The sequence below is a fragment of the Niveibacterium microcysteis genome (assembly GCF_017161445.1).
In the GTDB taxonomy this organism is placed as follows: Bacteria; Pseudomonadota; Gammaproteobacteria; order Burkholderiales; family Rhodocyclaceae; genus Niveibacterium; species Niveibacterium microcysteis.
Map to the genome: position 1 here is coordinate 1,402,697 of NZ_CP071060.1, position 15,773 is coordinate 1,418,469.

The 15,773-nt window shown below is 65.3% G+C and carries 11 protein-coding genes; 7 read left to right on the forward strand and 4 right to left on the reverse strand.

Translation table 11 applies throughout. From position 1 onward, the window contains the following. The first annotated feature begins 219 nt into the window (after positions 1 to 219). From JY500_RS06515 to JY500_RS06545, 7 genes are all read left to right on the forward strand, one after another. Entirely contained in the window at positions 220 to 1,455 is a 1,236-nt protein-coding gene (locus tag JY500_RS06515) for an efflux RND transporter periplasmic adaptor subunit (protein ID WP_172203942.1), read from the forward strand. Between the two features lie 12 nt (positions 1,456 to 1,467). After that, a complete protein-coding gene (locus JY500_RS06520; RefSeq protein WP_246479813.1) occupies positions 1,468 to 4,611 on the forward strand; it encodes an efflux RND transporter permease subunit in 3,144 nt (1,047 codons plus the stop codon). Then, positions 4,604 to 6,028: an efflux transporter outer membrane subunit gene (locus tag JY500_RS06525; RefSeq protein ID WP_172203938.1), complete on the forward strand. Its 1,425-nt coding sequence runs from the start codon at positions 4,604 to 4,606 to the stop codon at positions 6,026 to 6,028. Before JY500_RS06520 ends, JY500_RS06525 begins: the two co-directional genes overlap by 8 nt. Before the next feature lie 103 nt (positions 6,029 to 6,131). Continuing rightward, entirely contained in the window at positions 6,132 to 6,794 is a 663-nt protein-coding gene (locus JY500_RS06530) for a hypothetical protein (protein ID WP_172203936.1), read from the forward strand. A 61-nt stretch (positions 6,795 to 6,855) separates the two neighbouring features. Continuing rightward, on the forward strand, positions 6,856 to 7,332 hold the full coding sequence (locus tag JY500_RS06535) for a WbuC family cupin fold metalloprotein (RefSeq protein WP_206255613.1): 477 nt from the start codon (positions 6,856 to 6,858) through the stop codon (positions 7,330 to 7,332). Positions 7,333 to 7,335: 3 nt separating this feature from the next. Continuing rightward, entirely contained in the window at positions 7,336 to 7,800 is a 465-nt protein-coding gene (locus JY500_RS06540; protein WP_206255615.1) for a tRNA (cytidine(34)-2'-O)-methyltransferase, read from the forward strand. A 65-nt stretch (positions 7,801 to 7,865) separates the two neighbouring features. After that, complete coding sequence (locus tag JY500_RS06545; protein WP_206255617.1) at positions 7,866 to 8,933, forward strand: calcium:cation antiporter; 1,068 nt, start codon at positions 7,866 to 7,868, stop codon at positions 8,931 to 8,933. Positions 8,934 to 8,941: 8 nt separating this feature from the next. Here JY500_RS06545 and chrA read toward each other — a convergent pair whose 3' ends face one another. The 4 genes from chrA to ptsP all read right to left on the reverse strand — a co-directional run bounded on the left by chrA (position 8,942) and on the right by ptsP (position 15,659). Next, a complete protein-coding gene (chrA, locus tag JY500_RS06550) occupies positions 8,942 to 10,288 on the reverse strand; it encodes a chromate efflux transporter (RefSeq protein ID WP_206255619.1) in 1,347 nt (448 codons plus the stop codon). Between the two features lie 125 nt (positions 10,289 to 10,413). Beyond that, positions 10,414 to 12,153: a PTS fructose-like transporter subunit IIB gene (locus JY500_RS06555; RefSeq protein ID WP_246479814.1), complete on the reverse strand. Its 1,740-nt coding sequence runs from the start codon at positions 12,151 to 12,153 to the stop codon at positions 10,414 to 10,416. A 45-nt stretch (positions 12,154 to 12,198) separates the two neighbouring features. Continuing rightward, a complete protein-coding gene (gene pfkB / locus JY500_RS06565) occupies positions 12,199 to 13,179 on the reverse strand; it encodes a 1-phosphofructokinase (protein WP_206255620.1) in 981 nt (326 codons plus the stop codon). Then, positions 13,176 to 15,659: a phosphoenolpyruvate--protein phosphotransferase gene (gene ptsP / locus JY500_RS06570; RefSeq protein ID WP_206255622.1), complete on the reverse strand. Its 2,484-nt coding sequence runs from the start codon at positions 15,657 to 15,659 to the stop codon at positions 13,176 to 13,178. Before ptsP ends, pfkB begins: the two co-directional genes overlap by 4 nt. Positions 15,660 to 15,773 lie beyond the last annotated feature (114 nt).

Genomic DNA, 15,773 nt, shown 5'->3' on the forward strand with positions numbered 1-15,773 from the left:
AGTGGAATTGACGCAAGCGCGCCTGTCGAGGTTGCGCGGCGGGTTTGACCTGGATTAGCGTTTCAACCTGCGACGCCCGAGGGGGCTTTTCATGCCCCGGGGCAAGCCAATCCAGTCCGGCTGCGCACTGCGGCAGCCCAGCATGACCCATCCGTCTGATCCGGATTCGGGCTTCGAAGCAATGGGGGCTCGTTCCGTTTGCGTGAATGAGGACCTTCCATGTCACCGCAGTCTGTTCGCTCCGCTGGTGCATCGCTTCGCACCCTCCGCTCCCCGCTGACCTCCACGCTGATGTGCGCGCTGCTTCTGGCGCTCGCGGGATGCGGAAAGGGTAACCAGGCACCACAGGCCGGCTCGGCGCCTGAGGTCACAGTGCAGCCGGTGGTGGTGCAGGATGTGCCGATCGTGCCCGAGTTCGTCGGCCAGACGGAAAGCTCCCGACAGGTGGAGATTCGCGCGCGGGTGAGCGGCTTCCTTGAGAAGCGGCTATATCGCGAAGGGGCAATGGTGAAGGAGGGGCAGCCGCTCTTCCAGCTTGACCGCAAGCCCTTCGAGGCGCAGTTGCAGGTGGCGAAAGCACAGCTGGCGCAGGAAGAGGCGCGCTTGGTGACGGCGGAGGCCAACCGCAAACGCATCGAACCGCTGGCCGAGAAGAACGCGGTGAGCCAGAAGGACCGCGACGACGCGATCGGCAACTACCGTGCCGCGGCGGCCGGCGTTGAGGCCGCCAAGGCAGCCGTGATCACGGCGGAGTTGAATCTTTCCTATACCGGCATTCACTCGCCGGTGTCCGGGCTGGCGAGTTTCGCCAAAGTCGCGGAGGGCACTTACCTCGATCCGCAAAACAGCCTGCTGACCTATGTCGCGGCCCTGTCGCCGATGCGGGTGAACTTCAGCATCTCCGAGAATCAGCAGTTGAGTTTCGGTGACATGGTGAAGAAGGGGGTGGTGCGGGCGCCGAAAGAAGGGGACTTCCGCGTTGAAGTGGTGTTGGCCGATGGTTCGCGCTTCGAGGAAACCGGCCGGCTCACCTTTACCGATGCGTCCTTCAGTCAGGAGACGGGTACCTTCCTGGCGCGTGCCGAGTTGCCGAATACGAAGGGCACGCTGCGCCCCGGGCAGTTTGTCAGGGTGCGCCTCCACGGCGCCTATCGCCTCAACGGCATCGTGGTGCCGCAGCGCGCGGTGTTGCAGACGGCGCAGGGCAACCTTGCTTTCGTGGTCGATGCGGCGGGCAAGGCGCAGGTGCGACCGCTGCAGCTGGCGTCCATGCAGGGTGACAACTGGGTCGTCTCCGCCGGCCTCAAGGCGGGCGACAACCTGGTGGTGGACGGCGGCATGAAGCTTCGGCCGGATGTGCCGGTGAAGGTCGTGAAAACGCTTGAACCCTTCAAGGCGGACGTCGACCCGGTGCTGATGCCGCAAACCGAGCAATCTGCGGCGGCTGCGAAGTAAGGGAGCGCGAAAATGATCTCCCACCTCTGTATCCGGCGGCCGATTCTCGCCTCGGTGCTCTCGATCGTCGTGACGATCGCGGGCCTCGCGGCGATGTTCGCATTGCCGATCGCGCAGTACCCCGACATCTCGCCGGTTCAGGTCACGATATCCACCGCCTACCCGGGCGCCGATGCCAAGACGATCGAGGATTCCGTGGCCGCGCCGCTGGAAGCGCAGATCAATGGCGTCGACAACATGATGTACATGCAGTCGACCAGCTCGGCCGCAGGTCAGTATTCACTGACGGTGTACTTCAAGGTCGGCACCGATCCAGACATCGCGCAGGTGCAGGTGCAGAACCGCATCAGCCTCGCGATGACCCAACTGCCGGACATCGTGCAGAAGGCGGGTGTCAGTGTCGCGAAGCGCTCCAACAGCTTCCTGATGCTGCTGGGCCTGTATTCGCCCGACGGGCGCTTCGACGACAAGACGATTGCGAACTACGCGAACGTGTATGTGCTCGACGCGATCAAGCGTGTTCCGGGCGCCAACCAGGCCTCCATCATGGGCGTGCCGGACCTGGCGATGCGCATCTGGCTCAAGCCGGACCGCATGGCGGCGCTGGGCATCACGCCGACCGACATCCAGCGCGCCGTGTCGGCCCAGAACCAGCAGTTCGGTATCGGCCGCGTCGGTGCTTCACCGACGGATCGGCCGGTCGAGCTGACCTTCCCGGTTGTCGCGGGTGGGCGTTTCTCGGATCCGTCTGAATTCGAACGGATCATTTTGCGCACCGACGCCAAAGGTGCCGCGATCGTGCGGCTCGGGGACGTCGGGCGGGCCGAGGTCGGGCAAAAGGACTACCTCGTCCGCGCAACGATGAACGGCAAACCGACGACGCTGATTGCCGTGTATCAGCAAGCCGGCTCGAACGCGCTACAGGTCGCAAAGGATGTGCGCGCGATGATGGCGGAGATGAAGAAGACCTTCCCGGAGGGGATGGACTATCTCGTCTCGCTCGATACCACCACCTTCGTGCAGGATTCGATCAACGAAGTGGTGCATACGCTCTTTGAGGCAGTGGTGCTGGTCGTGCTGGTGGTTTACCTGTTCCTGCAGAACCTCCGTGCGACGGTGATCCCGACCGTCGCGGTGGTGGTGTCACTGGTGGGTACCTTCATCGGCATGACGCTGCTGGGGTTCTCGATCAACATGCTGACGCTGTTCGGCCTGGTGCTCGCGATCGGTATCGTGGTGGACGATGCGATCGTGGTGATCGAGAACGTCGAGCGCAACATGCACGAGTTCAAGCTTTCGCCGCGTGACGCGGCGTTCAAGGCGATGGACGAAGTGACCGGGCCGGTGATCGCGATCGTGCTGGTGCTCTCCGCCGTATTCATTCCGGTCGCCTTCATCAGCGGCACGACGGGCCTCCTGTACAAGCAGTTCGCCATCACCATCGTGATCTCGGTGGCGCTCTCCGGCTTCGTGGCCCTGACGCTCACGCCAGCGATGGCGGCCCTGATGCTGAAGCCCCAACACGGCGAGCCGAACCGCTTCTTCCGCTGGTTCAACCGTGTGTTCGACCGGATGACGACGAGCTATGCGGCAGGGGTGCAGTTGACCATCAAGCGCGTCGCCGTGGCGATGCTGGTGTTTGCCGTGATGGTCGCGGCCATCCTTGGCCTCTTCAAGCACATCCCTGGCTCCTTCGTGCCGATGGAAGACCAGGGCTATGTACTGGCCGCCACGATCCTGCCGGACGCGGCGAGTCTGGATCGCACGCAGAAGACGACCGAGCGGGTTGCGCAGGACTTCGCCAAATTGCCCTCGGTGCGCAACACGTCTTCCATCCCCGGTTTCAGCATGATCGACAACCAGATGAAGTCGAGCGCCGGCATCGTGTTCGTCGAGATGAAGCCCTTCGAGGAGCGTGGCGGCGGCCTGCGGGCGTCGGCCAAAGCGGCGGTGTTCCAGGCGCGTAAGGCGAGTGCCACGATTCAGGATGGGGTGGTGGTGCCGTTGATGCCGCCGCCGATTCCGGGGCTGGGCAGTTCAGGCGGCTTCGAGTTCTGGATTCAGAGCAAGGGCGGCGCGAACTACGCCGAAGTCGACCGGGTGACCAAGGCGTTTGTGGCAGAGGCGAAGAAGCGGCCCGAGCTGGCCGACATGACCACGCTGGTGAACGCGGCATCGCGCCAGTTGAAGGTGGAGGTCGACCGCAACCGTGCGGAGACGCTCGGTGTGCCGGTGCAGGATGTGTACGCCGCGATGCAGACGCTGTTTGGCTCGCTGTACGTGAGTCAGTACAACGCCTTCTCGCGCGTCTTCCAGGTGATCTTGCAAGCCGAACCGAAGTACCGCGAATCGCCTGACGACCTGCAGAACATCTATGTTCGCCAGTCCGGCGGGAAGATGCTGCCCTTGTCCGCGGTCACCACGACGCACTTCACCACCGGCGCCGAGCTGATCAGCCGCTTCAACGGTTTCTCGGCGGCCAAGGTCACCGGCAACGCGGCTGCCGGCTACAGCTCGGGGCAGGCGATTCAGGCGATGGAGGAAGTGGCGGCGGAGACGCTGCCCGAGGGCTTCTCGTTCGCATGGTCTGGCCTCGCTTACGAGGAGAAACAGGCGGGCGGTACCACTGCCGTCGTGTTCGCCTTCGGCATCATCATGGTGTTCCTGATCCTGGCGGCGCAGTACGAGTCCTGGGGCCTGCCGTTCTCGGTGATTACCGCGGTGCCCTTCGGCATCTTCGGTGCGCTGGTAGCCATCTTCCTGCGTGGTCTGGAGAACGACATCTACTTCCAGGTCGGTCTCGTTACGTTGGTCGGCCTGGCCGCGAAGAACGCAATCCTGATCGTCGAGTTCGCGGTGCTGAAACGTCAGGAAGGGCTGCCGATCGTCGAGGCTGCGGTTGAAGCGGCGCGATTGCGGCTGAGACCGATCGTGATGACGTCGATGGCCTTCATCGCAGGCGCCGTACCGTTGGCGATCGCGACCGGGGCGGGCGCGAACTCGCGGCACTCGATTGGTACCGGGCTGATCGGCGGCATGATCGGCGCGACCACGCTGGCGCTGTTCTTCGTACCCCTGTTCTTCGTGATGGTGCAGACGTTAGGCGAGAAGCTGGGCGGGAAGAAGGCCGCTACCGGGGAGGCGCATCATGAGTAAGAAGCTTCAGCGCTCTGTGTTGAGCCTCACCCTTGCGTCGATGCTGGGCGGCTGCGCGCTGTTCCATAGCGAGACGAAGCCAGCACTTCAGCCGTACGAACGGTGGCGCAGCGAAAATCCCGCGCCGTCCGCATCCGACGTGGATGCCGAACTGGCGCACGATTTCTGGACCGCGTTTGACGATCCGACGCTCAACCAGTTGATGGATCTGGCGTTTGTGGCCAACCCGGATGTGCGCATTGCCGCAGCCAACGTTGAAAACTATCGTGCCCGCGTGACGGCTACCGGGGCCGACCGTTTTCCGCAATTGGGGCTTGGTGCGCAGGCCGCGCGCGGCAAGGGAGGCGACTTCCCGCCCAAACCCGCCAATGCCTTCTCGGTGGGCCTCAACCTGACTTGGGAAATCGACTTGTGGGGCAGGCTTGCGCGCGCGACCGACGCCGCTCGGGCCGACCTGCTGGCCCAGCGCGAAGTGCAGCGCGGCGTCTGGTTGTCGCTCGCGTCTTCCGTTGCCCAAGGCTACTTCACGCTGCGCCAGCTCGATAGCCAGCTGGAGATTTCGCGCAGCACGCTGGCTTTGCGCAAGACCAGTCTCGATCTGTTTCAGCTGCGTTTTGACGGCGGCGTGATCTCAGAAGTCGAGCTTGCGCAGGTGCGTTCGGAATACGAACAGGCGGTCTCAGCCGTACCGCAGATCGAGGCTGCGATCGGAAAAGCGGAAAACGCCTTGTCGGTGCTGTTGGGGCGCAACCCGGGGCCAATCGAGCGCGGCAAGGCACTTGCTGATCTGCGCGATCCGGATGTGCCGGCTGGGCTGCCTTCACAACTGCTGACTCGCCGGCCCGACATCCGCTCCGCCGAAGCGCAGCTTGCGGCGGCAGATGCCCGCGTCGATGCGGCGCGCCTCGCATGGTTCCCGAGCATCAGCCTGACCGGGCTCTTTGGTGTGGCGAGCGGCGATCTTTCTGCGCTCTTCAATGATGGCAACCAGGTCTGGAGCGGTGTCGCAGGACTGACTCAGCCCATCTTCGACGCCGGGCGAATCGGCGCCAGTGTCGACAGCGCCCGTGCCACGCGCGAAGCCTTGGTCGCCCAGTACCAGAAGACGGTGCAGAACGCTTTCCGCGAAGTTGATGATGCGCTGGTGTCGCGCGTGAAGCTGCGCGAACAGCTCGCAGCCTCGACACGCCAGGTTGAAGCGCTGACGCGCTATGCCGAGCTCGCGAAGCTTCGCTACGAGAATGGCTACACCAGCTATCTCGAAGTGATCGACGCCGATCGTGCGTTGTTCTCGGCTGATCTGAACCGCATCGCAACACAAAGCGCGGTGCTGGGAGCGTCGCTGGAACTCTATCGCGCGCTCGGTGGGGCGTGGATGGACAAGCGGATCGAAGCGCAGGCCAAACCTGCGGGGTAAGACCTGCTGACGTTGTGCATCCGCGACGCAAAGTTTTGTCAGGCTTTGCGTCCGCGGGTTGCGCGCGGATAATCGCGCCACATTGATTTGGAGGGATTTCCGCATGAGAGCACTTCGCATTGCCGTAGCCGTTGCCGCCGTTGCCGCTGCCAGCCAGGCACACGCCGTGGGTGTTGGCGTACGCGCGGGCACAACCGGTATTGGTGCCGACGTTGGCTTCAGCGTTGCGCCGACGCTGCTCGCACGGGTTGGTTACTCCTACCTGAACTACAGCAACACCGTCGAAGTGACCGACGTCAAATACGACGGCAAGCTCAAGCTGTCGAACGGCAGCTTGCTGCTCGACTGGAGCCCGCTGGGCCCGTTCCGCATCACCGGCGGCCTGATCCTCAACGACAACAAAGTCGACGTCACCGGCACGCCGACGGGCAGCACCTACACGATCAACGGCAATACCTACCCGGCCGCCGCAGTCGGCACGCTGAATGGCACCGTCAAGGTGGGCAACAAGGCGGCGCCCTACCTGGGCATTGGCTACGGCAACGTCGCCACCGCAGGCGTGAACTTCTACTTCGACCTCGGTGTGGTATTCCAGGGGACGCCGAAGGCGGAGCTGACCGCCAACTGCGGCAGCGCAATCGTCGGCACGCCGGCCTGTTCGCAACTGCAGAGCGACGTTGCGGCCGAGCAGGCCAAGCTCGCTGATGACCTGAAGAAGTTCCAGTACTACCCGGTTGCCAACATCGGCATCACGATTGGCTTCTGATCGCCTCGTTGCGGTCTTGGCGGGCGCCTGCGGGCGCCCGTCGTCGTTTCAGGAGTTGCATGTGACCCGCTCGCTTTTGCTTGACTCGCCGCTGTTGGCGCCGGCGCTGGATGCGGCGAAGGATGCGCCACGCCGACGCAAGAACCTCAACCTGCATACCTCGACCGACGCTCCGGCGCAGCGTTTCTTCAACGCGATGGAGCCGGACAGCTATGTGCGTCCGCACCGGCATCTGGATGCCGGCAAGGAGGAGACTTTGCTGGTGGTTCGCGGCAGCGTCGGCGTATTTGAATTCGATGACGACGGTGCGGTGATCCGTGCTGCGCGCTTGTCAGCGAGCAGCGATGCCTTCGGCCTTCATGTGCCGCTTGGCGTATGGCATTCGCTCGTCGCACTTGAGTCGGGTACGGTGTTCCTCGAGGTGAAGGGCGGGCCGTATGTGCCTTTTTCGCCCGAAGACTTTGCGCCCTGGGCTCCCGCTGAGGGCGACGCCGCGGCGGCCGACTTCATCGCGGCGCTGCGCCGCAATCTGGGCTGAACCATGCTGGACATCGTGCTCGTTCACCCCGAGATTCCGCCCAACACCGGCAACGCGATCCGGCTGAGTGCCAACGTTGGCGCCCGGCTGCATCTGGTGGAGCCGCTGGGTTTCGATCTCTCTGACAAGCAGCTCAAGCGCGCCGGCCTTGACTACCACGACCTCGCACATGTCACGGTACATCCAGACTGGGCTGCCTGCCGTGCGGCACTCGCCGGCAAGCGTTTCTTCGCGCTGACCTCGCGCGGCACGGTGCGGTACGACACCGTGCGCTATACGCCGGACGATGTGCTGGTATTCGGCTGCGAAACAGCCGGATTGCCGCAAGCGATTCGCGATGAATTCGATGCGGAACACTGCCTGCGTGTGCCGATGTGGCCGGGCAATCGCAGCATCAACTTGTCCAACACCGTCGCGCTGGTCGCTTACGAAGCGTGGCGGCAGCACGGCTTCGCGGCAGGCATCTGAGCGCACTGTCGCGCCAGCGGGCAGAATGACGGGCTGGTCGTCTGGGATTGGAAAGGACTGCTCGTATGCGTCATTGGCCTCTGCTGGTGCCCGTGGTGGCGATAGCCCTGCTTGGCGCGGCGCTCAATTTGCCGCTCGGTACGGCGCTGACGATTGCCTGCGTGGTGGCCTTGATGGCGGTTGTCATTGCGGCCGTCCATCACGCGGAGGTCGTTGCGCATCGGGTCGGCGAGCCCTTCGGCACGCTGGTGCTGGCGCTCGCGATCACGGTGATCGAGGTGGCGCTGATCGTCTCGATGATGCTTGCCGGCGGACCTGAAAAGGCGGCGGTCGCACGTGATTCGGTGTACGCCACGGTGATGATCATCTGCACTGGCGTAATCGGCGCCTGCCTCGCCGCTGGCGCCTTGCGCCACCGCGAACAGTCTTTTCGCACCGAAGGTGCCGGCCCCGCACTGGCTGCCTTGGTGACGATGGCCACGATGGTGCTGGTGCTGCCGATCTTCACCACCTCGGCGCCAATTGCCCAGTACTCGACCTCGCAATTGGTGTTCATCGCGGCCGCGTCACTGGTGCTTTGGGCGGTCTTTGTCTTTGTGCAGACGGTGCGGCATCGCGACTACTTCTTGCCGCCGGACGATGCTCACGATGCCGACACGCACGCTTCGCCGCCGAGCAAGGCAGCGGCGCTCGCCAGCTTTGGCTTGCTGCTGGTGTCTCTGGTGGCGGTGGTCGGGCTCGCGAAGGTGCTTTCGCCGCAGATTGAGGCGGCGGTGGCTGCGGCTGGTGCGCCACAGTCGGTGATCGGTATTGCGATCGCGATGCTGGTGCTGTTGCCGGAAACCACAGCAGCACTGCGCGCCGCCATGGCGAACCGGCTGCAGACGAGCATGAACCTCGCGCTTGGCTCGGCTTTGGCCAGCATTGGCCTGACGATTCCGGTGGTCGTGCTGGCGGCAGTCTGGTTCGATCTGCCGCTGGTATTGGGGCTGGATCCGAAGGATTTGGTGTTGCTTGCGCTCGCGTGCCTTGTCAGCACGATCACGCTTGGCACCGGCCGCACGAACCTGATGCAGGGCGCGGTGCACCTGGTGATCTTTGCGGCCTTCCTGTTCCTCTCACTGGTGCCTTGAGCCCCGGCTCAGCCGGCGAGCAGCCTGACCAGCAGGCCGGCAAGCGCGCAAGCGCCGATCACGTGGATCACATTGCGCTTGAAGCGGAACAGCGCGATCGCAGCCGCTACCGCAATGGCCGCTGATATCGCATCGAAGCGGCCCGAGAACCCGGCCGGCCACAGCACGTGGTAGCCGAAGAACAGCGCAAGGTTGAGGATCACGCCGACCACCGCTGCCGTGATGGCGGTGAGTGGCGCGGTGAACTTCAGGTCGTTGTGCGTCGCTTCGACCAGTGGCCCGCCTGCGAGGATGAACAGGAAGGACGGCAGGAAGGTGAACCAGGTCACCAGGGTGGCCGCCACCGCGCCTGCCAGAAACAGGCTGTCGGGGCCGAACACCGCCTTCACATAGCCGCCGACAAAACCGACGAAGGCCACCACCATGATCAGCGGCCCGGGCGTCGTTTCACCCAGCGCGAGCCCGTCGATCATCTGCGTCGGCGTCAGCCAGCCGTAGTGGGTGACGGCACCCTGGTAGACGTACGGCAGCACCGCGTAGGCGCCGCCGAAGGTCAGCAGCGCGGCCTTGGTGAAGAACCAGCCCATCTGCGTCAGATCGTGACGCCAGCCGAAGTGCAAGGTCAGCAGGCCCATCGGGATCAGCCATAGCGCGGCGCCAACGATCGCAATGCTCATCAGCCTGCCCCAGCGGAAGCGCGCATGCGGCGGCGTAGGCGTGTCGTCGTCGATCAGCGCCAAGCCGTACGATTTCTGCGCACTGCCGTGTCCGCCGCCGGTCTTGAATGTTTCAGGCGCCACGCGGCCGCCGATATAGCCGATCAGCGCCGCGGCCGCGACGATGGCCGGGAAGGGCAGGTTCAGCGCGAAGATCGCGACGAAGGACGCGGCCGCGATGCCCCACAGGATGCGGTTCTTCAGTGCCCGCGACCCGATGCGATGGGCCGCCTGCACCACGATTGCGGTAACCGCCGGTTTGATGCCGTAGAACAGCCCGGCGACCAGCGGCACATTGCCGAAGGCGATGTAGACCCACGAAAGCGCGATCAGGATCAGCAGAGAGGGCAGCACGAACAGCGCGCCCGCCACGATGCCGCCCCAGGTGCGGTGCATCAGCCAGCCGATGTAGGTGGCCAGTTGCTGCGCCTCGGGGCCGGGCAGCACCATGCAGTAGTTCAGTGCATGCAGGAAGCGGCGCTCGGAGATCCAGCGGCGGCGCTCGACCAGTTCCGCATGCATGATCGCAATCTGCCCGGCGGGGCCGCCGAAGCTGATGAAGCCGAGTTTCAGCCAGAACAGGAAGGCTTCGCGGAAGCTGACCGCTGGCGGCGCGGCGGAGGGTGAGGCGTGCGTCATGTCGGGGGCTCACGGATTGTCCAGGCTCGACGTGGCCCGGATCGTATGCGCGAGATTGTCGCCCGCAGAACGGAAAACGCCCACCGGTTTTAGCCGGCGGGCGTTGGCTTGCGTGAAGTGCTGCGTCAGGCGGTGGCTTCGACCGGCTTCTTCAGCGCATATAGCGCCACGGCGGTGACCGCGGTGCCCGCGACCAGCGCGAGGATGTAGCCGCCGAGGTTGCCCACCGCATTCGGGATCGGCAGCACGAACACGCCACCGTGCGGCACACGCAGCGTGCAGCCCAGCACCATCGACAGCGCACCGGCGGTGGCCGAGCCGGCCATCAGTGCCGGGATCACGCGCAGCGGGTCCTTCGCCGCGAAGGGGATCGCGCCTTCGGTGATGAACGAGATACCCAGCACCGCGGTGGCCTTGCCGGCTTCGCGTTCGTCTTCCGAGAAGCGGTTCTTGAACAGCATCGTCGCGAGCGCGATGCCCAGCGGCGGCGTCATGCCGGCGGCCATCACCGCGGCCATCGGTGCGAACACGTCACTGCCGAGCAGGCCGGTGGCGAAGGCGTAGGCCGCCTTGTTGATCGGTCCGCCCATGTCGAAGGCCATCATCGAACCGAGCAGCAGGCCGAGGAACACCGCGCTGGAGCCCTGCAGGCCCTTGAGCCATGCGGTGATCGCGCCGAGCACTGCAGCGACCGGCTCGCCGACCACGTAGTACATCAGCAGGCCAACGATGGTGGTGCCGAGCAGCGGTAGGATCAGCACCGGCTTGAGGCCGTCTAGATTGCGGCCAAGCTGGATCTTGTCGTTGAGGAATTTCACCGTGTAGCCGGCAAGGAAGCCCGCGGCGATACCGCCGAGGAAGCCTGAGCCGATCGATGCGGCGATCATGCCGCCGATCATGCCGGGCGCGAGGCCGGGGCGATCCGCGATCGAGTGTGCGATGTAGCCGGCGAGGATCGGCACCATCAGCGCGAAGCCGCTCTTCGCGCCAATCGTGAACAGCGTCCAACCCAGCGTGCCCTTGTGTGCGTCGTCGTACACATAGATGCCGCCCAGCGCGAAGCCGAGTGCGATCAGCAGGCCGCCTGCGACGACGAAGGGAATCATGAAGGATACGCCGGTCATCAAGTGCTTGTAGGCACCGGTGCGCGCGGCCGATTGCTGGGCCTTAACATCCTTCACCTTGTCGGCCATGTCAGCGGCGGCGCCGACGCGTGCTTCGGTCAGCGCGGTGCGGATCAGGGCCGCGCCGTCGTTGATGGCGGCCTTGGTGTTGGTCTCGTAGATGCGCTTGCCGGCAAAACGGCTCTTGTCCACCTTGGTGTCTGCCGCGATCACGACGATCTCGGCATTCGCGATTTCATCGGCCGTCAGCGCGTTCTGCGCGCCGACCGAGCCTTGGGTCTCGACCTTGATCGTGCGGCCGACCGCCTTGGCGCCGCCTTCCAGGCCTTCTGCGGCCATGAAGGTGTGCGCGATACCGGTGGGGCAGGAGGTGATCGCCACGATCTGCGGCATCGCGGGGTTCCGTGCAGTGGCAGCGGGCTGCGCTGCCGGCGAAGCGGCGCCGGCCAGGGCCTGGCGGATTACGCTGTCTGCGTCACGGATCGCCGGTGCGGTGGGGCCCTCGACGATCCGCTTGGCGCCGAAGCGGGCTTTGTCGACCTGTGTATCGGCGGCGATGATGACCAGATCGGCTGCTGCGATGTCGGCATCGCTCAGTGCGTTGCGGGTGCCAACCGACCCCTGCGTTTCGACGCGGATCGTGTGGCCCAGCCGCGCAGCAGCTTGCTCAAGCGCTTCGGCGGCCATGAATGTGTGCGCGATGCCGGTGGGGCAGGCGGTCACGGCGACTATGCGTGCCATGGTGGATCTCCTCTTTTGGTGTGCTGTGTGGTGTGCGTGTCGGAGTCAGGCGACTACGGTGGTGCGTATGCGTTCGGCGAGTGCGCGTACCTCATCGGGTGCCGGCAGATGCGGCCCGAGCCTGGCGAGCTTGGCTGCCGAAAAAGCGGTTGCAAGCTGTGCGGCGGCCTTGAGGCTTGCGCGTTCCAGCGTTGCGGCCACGATGCCGGCCACCATCGCGTCGCCGGCACCGACGGTGCTGACGGGCTCGATTTCCGCCGGGTGTGCTAGCAGCGCTTCTTCGCGATTCAGGAACAGCGCGCCATCGCCGCCCATCGAGACGACCAGGGTGCGGAGTGCCGGCGTGTCGTGCAGCAGCTTGCGGCCTGCTGCGACGACTGCGTCGACGTCCGGCAGCGCATGGCCGACCAGTTCGGCGAGTTCGTCGCGGTTCGGTTTTGCGATATCCGGCCCGGCCGCGATCGCCGCGGCCAGTGCCGCACCGCTGGCATCGAGCAGGCTACGCCCGCCGCGCTGGCGTACCGCTTCGATCAGGCGGGCATAGATCTCGGCCGGCCAACCCGGAGGCAGGCTGCCTGCGAGCACAACCCAGCCCGCCTGCGGTAGCAGGGCATCCAGGCAGGCCTCGAAGTGAGCCGTCGCCTGTGCGATGGCATCAGCGGAAAGGCTGGGGCCGGGCATGTTCACGTCGGTGGTCTCGCCGGTTGCGCGGTCTACCAGTTTGGTGTTGATGCGGGTCAGGCCGTCGAGGTAGTGGAAGCGGTTGTCGATCTGCTTTGCGGCAAACAGTGCCTCGAACTGCGCGGCGTTGTCACGCCCGAGCAGGCCACTGACTGCTGTCGGCACGCCATAGTCGGCGAGGCAGGACGCGACGTTGATGCCCTTGCCGCCCACGTCGGCCTGCATGCTCAGCGCGCGGTTGACCTCGCCAAGCTTGAGCTCACTCACCGCGATCGTGTGATCCAGCGCCGGGTTCAGCGTGAGCGTCAGCACCACGGGGCTGCGGGATGTAGCGATCGAGTTCATAGCGCGCGCACCGCTTCGGGGGTGCTGGCCGCGACTGCGCGTTCGGCCAGTGTCTGCATGGCGGCGAGCGACTCGCTGCGCAGTGCGGCCTTCACCGACGCGACGTCCTGCGCGCTCATCGACAGTTCATCGACGCCGAGGCCGGTGAGGATGCGGGCACCCAAGGGATCCCCCGCAAGGCCGCCGCACACGCCCACCCATGTGCCGGATGCCTTTGCGGCCCGTACGGTACTGGCGATCAACGTCAGCACCGCGGGGTGCAGGCTATCGGCCTGAGCGGCCAGATCCGGGTGCTGGCGGTCGATCGCCAGCGTGTATTGCGTCAGGTCGTTGGTGCCGATCGAGAAGAAGTCGACCAGCGGCGCGAAGCGGTCGGCCATGACCGCGACGGCGGGCACTTCCACCATGATGCCGATCGGCACCACCGGGCCATCCACCTGCGCACGGGCACGGGCGCAATGGGTGCGAAGGGCTTCGATCTCGACGGTGTGCGTGACCATCGGGAACATGATCTTGATCGGGCCGTGTTTGGCTGCGCGATACAACGCGCGCAACTGGGTGTAGAGCAGGTCCTGGCGGGTCAGCAGCAGGCGCGCGCCACGCACGCCGAGGAAGGGGTTTTCTTCCGCCGGCAGGTTCAGGTAAGGCACCTGCTTGTCGCCGCCGATGTCCAGCGTGCGGATGATCAGCGGCCGGCCGGCCATCACCTCGGTCATCTCGCGGTAGATGCGGTATTGCTCGTCCTCGTCCGGCGCGGTGTCGCGTTCAAGGAATAGGAACTCGGTGCGCATCAGGCCCACGCCCTCTGCGCCAGCCTCGATCGCCGCGGCGGCCTGCTTGGCGTTGGCGACGTTGGCTGCGATTTCGACGCGGTGGCCGTCGGTTGTTTCGGCGGGCTGGTGGCGGCTTTCGCGCAGGGCGGCACGGGCGGCGGCCTGTGCGGCGATAACCGCTTCGGCGCGGTCGAGGTCGGCGCCCGCCACATCAAGGTACACCGCGCCGACGCTGCCATCGATTACCGCCTTGCTGCCCTCGGGGGCCGCGAGCAGCGCGCTGCCGGCGGCGACGATGGCCGGCAGGCCCAGCGTGCGAGCGAGGATGGCGGTGTGCGAAGTCGGCCCGCCGCCACTGATGGCAAGGCCGACGATGAAGCGCATGTCGAGCTGCAGCGTGTCGGACGGCGTCAGGTCTTCTGCGACCAGGATGCTCGGTGCGTTCAGGACCATGCGCTGCCGTGTCACGCCGAGCAGGGTGCCCAGCACCCGCTCGCCGACGTCGCGCAGATCGGTGGCGCGGGCGGCGAGCAGCGGATCGGCGAGGCTCTGCAACTTCTCTACGCGCGCCTTGATCACATGCTGCCAGGACCACGCCGGGCCGTGACCGTGCAGGATCTGCACCATGGCATCGCGCAGCAGTTCGGCGTCGCTTAGCAGTTCGCGATGCGCGCTGAAGATGGCTGCCTCATTGGCGCCAAGGCGGCTGCGGGTTTCCGCTTCGAGCACGCTGAGCGCATCGCGCACCTTCAGCACCGCGGCTTCCAGCGCTTCGCCGTCGGCGATGACGTCACCCGGGGTGTCCTGGATGTCGAAGCGCTGCGCGGCGTGATGCACCAGCTGGCCGATTGCGAGGCCGGGGCTCGCGCCAAGGCCGTAGAGCGTTTGCGAGGCGTGCTCGGGCAGCCAGTCTGGCGCTTGGCGGCGCGCTGCCATCGCGTTGCGGCGTGCGCGCTCGGCATCGGCCTGTTCCTCGGACGACAGCGTACGCATCACTTCCAGCATGGCGTCGACCGCGCGGCGTGCGTCGTTGCCGCGTGCGGCAACATTGAGTGTGTCGCCGCGCGTGGCGCCGAGCGAGAGCAGGCCGGTGAGCGCTTTTGCGTCAGCGAACTCCAGCCCTTTGACGATGCGGATCTCGCTGCTGAAACGCTTGGCAACCTCGGTCCAGCGTGTCGCCGGGCGGGCGTGCAAGCCATTCGGATAGTCCAGCGCCCAGCTCGCCTCGGCGTCGGCCGGCCACGGCAGCGCGACCGGGGCGGGGAAGGGTGGTGCCGCGGGGACGTCGGCCAGCGCGCTCACGATCAGCTCCGGGTCGTCGGTCTCGACCAGCATCTCGATGCTCTCGGGACGCTGCATCAGGCGGGTCAGGCGCCGCAGCAGGGCAATGTGTTCGTCGGACTGTGCCGCGATCGCGACGATCAGCCGTGCGGGCTCGCCGTCTTTCCAGCTCACGCCGTTCCGGATCTGCACCACGGCCACACCGGTACGGCGGATCAGGTGACGGTCGTCGACCATGCCGTGCGGTATCGCGACCGTTGCTCCCAGCAGCGTATTCGCGACTTCTTCGCGCTTGAGCAGGCTGTCTACATAGCCCGGCTCGATGTAGCCGGCCTCAACCAGAAGTTGCCCCGCAAGGCGGATCGCAGCCGTCTTGTCGGTGGCCTGAGCGTTCAGCAAAACGCACTTGCTTGTAATCGTTTCCATCGCCTACTCCGAGCGTGCATGCCAAGATTGGATGTTCTCTTTGTAATCGATTACATTTGATGTGTCAAAGATTTTTATTTATCCCTCGCTTGTTCGGGCTTCAAAGCCTTTGCT

What these genes read in the sequence shown, in the direction of transcription:
- JY500_RS06545 (WP_206255617.1), top strand. Translation starts at nt 7,866, where the DNA reads ATGCGTCATTGGCCTCTGCTGGTGCCCGTGGTGGCGATAGCCCTGCTT.
- ptsP (WP_206255622.1), bottom strand. Translation starts at nt 15,659, where the DNA reads ATGGAAACGATTACAAGCAAGTGCGTTTTGCTGAACGCTCAGGCCACC.
- JY500_RS06540 (WP_206255615.1), top strand. Translation starts at nt 7,336, where the DNA reads ATGCTGGACATCGTGCTCGTTCACCCCGAGATTCCGCCCAACACCGGC.
- JY500_RS06525 (WP_172203938.1), top strand. Translation starts at nt 4,604, where the DNA reads ATGAGTAAGAAGCTTCAGCGCTCTGTGTTGAGCCTCACCCTTGCGTCG.
- JY500_RS06520 (WP_246479813.1), top strand. Translation starts at nt 1,468, where the DNA reads ATGATCTCCCACCTCTGTATCCGGCGGCCGATTCTCGCCTCGGTGCTC.
- JY500_RS06515 (WP_172203942.1), top strand. Translation starts at nt 220, where the DNA reads ATGTCACCGCAGTCTGTTCGCTCCGCTGGTGCATCGCTTCGCACCCTC.
- JY500_RS06555 (WP_246479814.1), bottom strand. Translation starts at nt 12,153, where the DNA reads ATGGCACGCATAGTCGCCGTGACCGCCTGCCCCACCGGCATCGCGCAC.
- JY500_RS06530 (WP_172203936.1), top strand. Translation starts at nt 6,132, where the DNA reads ATGAGAGCACTTCGCATTGCCGTAGCCGTTGCCGCCGTTGCCGCTGCC.
- pfkB (WP_206255620.1), bottom strand. Translation starts at nt 13,179, where the DNA reads ATGAACTCGATCGCTACATCCCGCAGCCCCGTGGTGCTGACGCTCACG.
- chrA (WP_206255619.1), bottom strand. Translation starts at nt 10,288, where the DNA reads ATGACGCACGCCTCACCCTCCGCCGCGCCGCCAGCGGTCAGCTTCCGC.